Annotated in this window: 5 protein-coding genes and 1 tRNA gene; 1 reads left to right on the top strand and 5 read right to left on the bottom strand. The window is 35.9% G+C overall.

The window, feature by feature from the left end; genetic code table 11:
- Positions 1–60: 60 nt before the first annotated feature.
- From AC0UMU_RS13105 to sppA, 5 genes are all read right to left on the bottom strand, one after another.
- Positions 61–133 (bottom strand) — tRNA-Phe (locus AC0UMU_RS13105).
- A gap of 65 nt (positions 134–198) precedes the next feature.
- Positions 199–1,242: a thiamine-phosphate kinase gene (thiL, locus tag AC0UMU_RS13100; protein ID WP_122337455.1), complete on the bottom strand. Its 1,044-nt coding sequence runs from the start codon at positions 1,240–1,242 to the stop codon at positions 199–201.
- Positions 1,243–1,314: 72 nt separating this feature from the next.
- Positions 1,315–2,127, bottom strand: coding sequence for a purine-nucleoside phosphorylase (locus AC0UMU_RS13095; RefSeq protein WP_009319698.1), 813 nt, complete (start codon positions 2,125–2,127; stop codon positions 1,315–1,317).
- Between the two features lie 105 nt (positions 2,128–2,232).
- Positions 2,233–3,351 (bottom strand): tetraacyldisaccharide 4'-kinase, encoded by a 1,119-nt coding sequence (lpxK, locus tag AC0UMU_RS13090; protein ID WP_278715845.1) that lies wholly within the window; start codon positions 3,349–3,351, stop codon positions 2,233–2,235.
- Positions 3,352–3,379: 28 nt separating this feature from the next.
- The gene (gene sppA, locus AC0UMU_RS13085; RefSeq protein WP_009319700.1) at positions 3,380–5,128 is read right to left on the bottom strand and encodes a signal peptide peptidase SppA; all 1,749 of its coding nucleotides are present in this window, start codon (positions 5,126–5,128) and stop codon (positions 3,380–3,382) included.
- A gap of 221 nt (positions 5,129–5,349) precedes the next feature.
- Here sppA and AC0UMU_RS13080 point away from each other — a divergent pair, with 221 nt between their 5' ends.
- Positions 5,350–5,904 carry a DJ-1/PfpI family protein gene (locus tag AC0UMU_RS13080; RefSeq protein ID WP_009319701.1) on the top strand — a complete coding sequence of 185 codons (555 nt, stop codon included), beginning with the start codon at positions 5,350–5,352 and terminating at the stop codon, positions 5,902–5,904.
- The last annotated feature ends 194 nt before the right edge of the window (positions 5,905–6,098 follow it).

The following is a 6,098-nucleotide window of genomic DNA, read 5'->3' as shown; positions in this document are numbered from 1 at the left end:
CATTTTGTGTATGAATTAGTTGGCTAATTTTATGCTATTTACTGAATCTCCCTTTTTCAGTGGTGCCACCAGGAATCGAACCGGGGACACAAGGATTTTCAGTCCTTTGCTCTACCAACTGAGCTATGGCACCATCGTTTTTGCGTGTGCAAAGATATAAATAATTTTATATTTGCACAACATTTTGTCGGCTATATTTTAATTTTCTTTGCTGAGAGAGTTCCAGCCTTGAGCTTTTAATTCTATCTCAGCACCGTCTCTGGTAATCATATAAGCCCCAAGGGAAGGTGCTGTAATATGACCTATAATACGAATACCCGGAAGAGCTGAAATGTCATCATGTTTAGCCAGCGGTACGGTAAATAGCAGTTCATAATCCTCTCCACCATTAAGAGCCGCAGTGATAAGACTCATATTGAATTCTTCCGCCATAACGGCTGTTTGGTAATCTATGGGGATTCGTTCCTCATAAATACGACATCCGGTATTACTTTGTCTACATATATGCAATAATTCGGAAGAGAGTCCGTCCGAAATATCCATCATTGCTGTTGGTACAATATTCCGTTTTGCTAGTTCTTCGATAATATCTTTACGAGCTTCCGGTTTTAATTGTCTCTCGAGGAGGTACTCTCTACCTTCAAAAGCAGGTTGAAAATTTTTTTCTCCAGCAAAAACCTTTTTTTCACGTTCGAGCAATTGTAACCCCATATAAGCAGCACCTAGATCTCCACTTACGCAGATCAAGTCATTTTCTCTGGCTCCATTCCTATATACAATCTTTTCTTTATTTGCTTCACCTATACAAGTAATGCTAATTGCCAACCCGGTGAGAGAAGCGGAAGTATCTCCTCCGATCAGATCTACATGGTAAACATCACAAGCAAGTTGAATACCGGCATATAGTTGTTCTAAATCTTCGACCGAGAAACGTTTTGAAATGCCTAAGGAAACAGTAATTTGTTTCGGCTGTCCATTCATTGCATAAATGTCTGAAAAATTAACAACGGCTGACTTATATCCTAAATGTTTTAAAGGAACATAAGTTAAGTCGAAGTGGATACCTTCAAGTAGCAGATCGGTTGTTACTAATACTTGTTTTTCTTTATAGTCGAGTACGGCAGCGTCATCCCCGATACCTTTTAGTGTAGAGTTGTTTTTTACTTCTACATGTTTGGTTAAATGGTCGATAAGTCCAAATTCACCAAGAGATGCTATTTCTGTACGTTTAAATTCTTCCATTTTATTTAATTGGGTTAGCAAAATGCGGAGTCTTTATCTGTAAAGTACTCCGCATTTTGTCAAATATATCTTTTAGAACTGTTCTACGAGTTCTTTCATTATTAATGTCATTTTAGGTTGAGCCAGGGCTGCGGCTTTTTGAACTTCTTCGTGAGAAGCTTTTTCTACAATACCTTCGACTCCGAGGTCGGTGATGACTGATATTGCAAAGACTTCCATATCACTATGACGGGCAACGATTACTTCAGGAACAGTAGACATTCCAACGGCATCACCACCTATGATTTTGAAATACTTGTATTCTGCAGGAGTTTCGAAGGTAGGCCCTTGTGTCCCTACATATACGCCCTGTTGTAAATATATGTTGTTTTTTTCTGCGATCTCAAAAGCTTTTTTAATGAGTCGTTTAGAATAAGCTTCACTCATATCTGGGAATCGAGGACCGAGCTCATTATAATTTTTCCCATGCAACGGATGTTCCGGGAATAAGTTAATATGATCACGTATCACCATTAGGTCTCCTACTTTAAAAGTAGGGTTCATTCCTCCGGCAGCATTTGAAACGAATAGAGTTTTTACACCTAATTGTTTCATGACGCGCACCGGGAAAGTTACTTGTTTCATATCGTAGCCTTCATAAAAATGGAATCGGCCTTGCATAGCCATGATGTCTTTAGTGCCCAGTTTCCCGAAAATGAGTTTTCCGCTATGTCCTTCTACCGTAGAGATCGGGAAATTAGGAATATCTTTATATGCCAGTTCTTTCTGGTCGGTGATATGGTTTACCAGTTCGCCTAAACCTGTACCTAATATTATTGCTGTTTCAGGGATAATAGAGAACCGTTCTTTAATAAATGCCGCAGTTTCTTTAATTTTTTCAATCATAGCTAATTCGGTTTTTTAGATAATTTATTTGATAACAAATATAGCGAAAAACTTTGAATAAGAACTCTAATTTTTTCCCAAACGATGTCGTGACGCTCCTTTTGATTAAGAAGTTTTTATAGTTTTGGGAATATAATTTTTCCTGTTTTTGGTTATAACATCTTTTATTTGTGCATCAAAAGCTGTGCCTTGATCTTGTAAGAAGCATATTTTGAGTGGCAGATAATATAGATTTTGTTTTATTTCATTCGTTAAATGAGGGTTATGAATTAGTCTGGCTGCATCTTTTTCTGTCACGATTATATGGGGCAAAGTATTGCCATTCTTCATTTTTAATGCTCTGTTCCGGATTTTTTCTATGTCTTTCGCACTGAAACTATGATGATCCGGAAAACATAAACTCTCTGTCTTAGATACAAAGTTTTGAATATATTGTATAAACGGTTGGGGTGAAGCAATCCCAGAGATCAGTAAAGCTTTATCTTTTTTTATATTTGTTATGGATATGGGATTGTGAATTTCATTCGGAAATAAAGGAATTAATTCATCGTAACATAATCCGGTAAAATATAATCGTTGATATGGATATAATTGCAGACGTTTCGAAATAATTCTGAAATCTATAGGTTTTATATCTTTAGGACATTTAGTTACAATAACGATCTGTGCACGAGATTTTTCTCCTATCGGTTCTCTTAATCTACCATATGGGAGAAGTTTATCTTCATAAATCATCCGATTAAAATCGGATAGTAAGATAGATGTAGATGGTGCCACATATCTATGCTGGAAAGCGTCATCTAATAAAATGACATCGATTTCGGGCGTGAGTCGCATTAGCTTTTCTATACCTCTTCGACGGTTACTATCTACGGCCACTACGATTTCCGGAAATTTATGTTTTATTTGAAAAGGTTCATCTCCGATTTCTTTGGCTGTAGAAGAATGGGTTGCTAGAACAAATCCTCTGGTTTTTCTTTTATACCCTCGGCTCAAAATGGCAATCCGATATGAAGAAGCCAATAATCGTATTAAATATTCGATATGCGGTGTTTTCCCTGTGCCTCCCACTGTGATATTACCTACAGATAGGATAGGTATATCATAACTTTTGCTACGTAAAATATCCCAATCGAAAAGTTTATTTCTCAATCTTACTCCTAATCCGTAAATGAGGGAAAACGGAGATAACCACTTATATAGCTTTACATTTTCCTCCTCCAGCATTCTTTATGAGCTTTAGTATTATTTGTTATTCTAGTTCTATATTTTCCATTTGAGCTTGAATCGGGTCGATCTGCTTTATTTGGTCTAAAATTTTTTTATACTGATATTCATTACCCAAAAATAATCGCATAAAAGATTGTGACACTCCATTTCTAAGTTCATTCATCAGTTCTTCGTAAAAACTTTTTTTCTTTGGATATTCAATAACTTCATAATCTGTTATGTCACATTTTTTTGCAATCCATTCGGTTGCTTTCTGCATATCACCGAGTTCGTCTATTAATCCGATTTTTAAAGCATCTTTACCACTCCATACTCGTCCTTCTGCAATATTTTTTATTTGATCGACCGACATTTTTCGTCCTTGGGCACAACGTTTTATAAAGAGATCATACCCACGATTTATGTATGTTTGCATTTTCTGTTTTTCATCATTTGTCATAGGGCGTTCTATGGTAGGGAAAGCTCCGTATTTGTTTGTTTTTACCTCGTCAAATGATAATCCGATTTTCTCTGAAAGTAACTTTTGCGCATTTGGTACGAGTCCAAATATCCCTATTGAACCGGTTAGTGTTGCGGGATTTGCAAAAATACGATTTGCTCCGCAAGATAGATAATAGCCTCCAGAAGCGGCATAATCACCCATTGATACGGCAACAGGCTTTGTTTGTTTCAACTGTTCTACCGCATGCCAGATCTGTTCAGATCCGAAAGCACTTCCTCCGGGAGAATTTACTCTAAGTACAACACCTTTTACAGACTCGTCGTCTTGAACTTCTTTTAGAGTTCGTACCAGTTTGTCAGATATAATGCCGTTCGAAGATATTCCGTCTATGCTACCTACTGCATATACTATGGCAATTCGATCTTTTGATTTGATTTTTTTAGCTGTAGATACAATATCCGTTGGTGATGCCCAATTGATATCATTAATATTTTCGACACCGCAAAGCTGCGTTAAAAAGGATTCTACTTCCGGACGGTATAATAAAGAATCCACAAGTTTGGTTTTCTGTACCCATTGAGGCTCTTGTAAAGAAACTAATGAGTCGGCATAATCATTCAGTATGTGTTTCTCTATTTGACGTTCTTCTGCGATGTCAGAGATAATAGTTTCCCATATCGAGTTTAAGTATGATGCGGTTTGTTTTCGATTTGCTTCACTCATCTGAGTAGTTATATAAGGCTCTACGGCAGATTTGTAAGTCCCTACGCGAAATACTTGCATTTCAACCCCTATTTTATCTAATGTATTTTTATAAAAAGTGGGAGTCGTGCTTAATCCTCTAAAATCCAGCATTCCAATAGTATTCATGAACACCCAGTCGGCTGCAGTTGCCAAATAATATTCTCTTTGGGTGTACATGTCGGCATACGCCACAATAAATTTACCACTTTTTTTGAAATCGGATAGAGCATTACGTATTTCTTCAATAGAGGCATAACCTCCAGTAAAATTTGAAATATCCAAATAAATACCAGTGATATTATTGTCCCATTTGGCGATCTGAATAGCTTTTAATATTTCGTCTAATCCTGCTTTCGGAATATATTCTCCTGAATTTAAAATATTTAATGGGTCATCTTTTGCTCGTTCGGTAAGTTCTCCTTCTAATTTCAATATTAAGATGGTGTTTTCTTTAGAGGTGTAACTCGGAGTTGTCGAAAAAGTTGCGAGACTTATAACTGAGCCGATGAAGAGCCAGAATAGTAATATCCCGGCAATAAAAACACCTAATACACAGGCAAATGTCGTTTTGAAAAAACTTTTCATATTAAATATCTATTTGTAATAGCAAGAAATATAAGATTTCCAAGCAAATATAAGGCTTTTTTTGTTAAAAGAATGTTTTCTGTTATTGAAAAGGGGTATATCAGTCCTTAATCTTTTATATATTACAATGAATTATCTTCTATTTCTTGGAAATATTATATAGAACAAACATTTCTTTTCGGTTGTTCTAAGTGTAGTATAAATCATAATATATAATTGATATGAAAACATCTTATTTATTTCTTTCCAATGGTTTTGAGGAAATTGAAGCAGTTACGATTATTGATATTTTACGTCGGGCAAAAATAGATTTAAAAATAGTTTCGATGGGAGAGGAGCGTGCTGTAATTGGTGAACATGGCATTACGTTAATGGCGGATGTCCTGTATTCTAAAACAAAATGGGATAACTCTGAATTTTTTATTTTGCCCGGAGGAATTGGTAGTACGAAGGATCTTTTTATGAATGATTCTTTGAAAATGGATATTTTGGAACATTATAATCAGGGACGCTACATTGCAGCTATCGGAGAATCTCCTGCCATATTAGGAGAGTTAGGCATTTTAAATGAAAAGAATGCAACAGCTCTTCCTGCATACATGAATTTTTTACAGGGTGCTACTTATACAGGGCTGCCGATAGAAATTCAAGATAATGTTATTACCGGGCGTGGAGCAGCCGATTCTTTGAAATTTGCTATCGGTATAGTTTCTATGTTAAAAGGTAAAGATGTTGCCGATGATGTTTCGAAAGAGTTGCTGCTGATTGTCGGATAGCTATTTGTTACTTGTTAGAGTTTCTTTTTGACTTTTTCTTTTGTTTTACATGTCATGTAATTATAATGTTTCTAAACAGAGTCAGCGAATAGGCTAGAAGTTATTTTAAAATGAAAGAAAGCTCAACATCCCACATCACGTAGCTTTTTATTCAAAAAAGTTTTTGTGTATAATTGAGTTATTTGCAGGCAGTT

This window comes from Coprobacter fastidiosus (assembly GCF_982245605.1).
The sequence above is the reverse complement of the archived record's forward strand: the minus strand, read 5'-3'. Positions and strand labels throughout refer to the sequence as shown.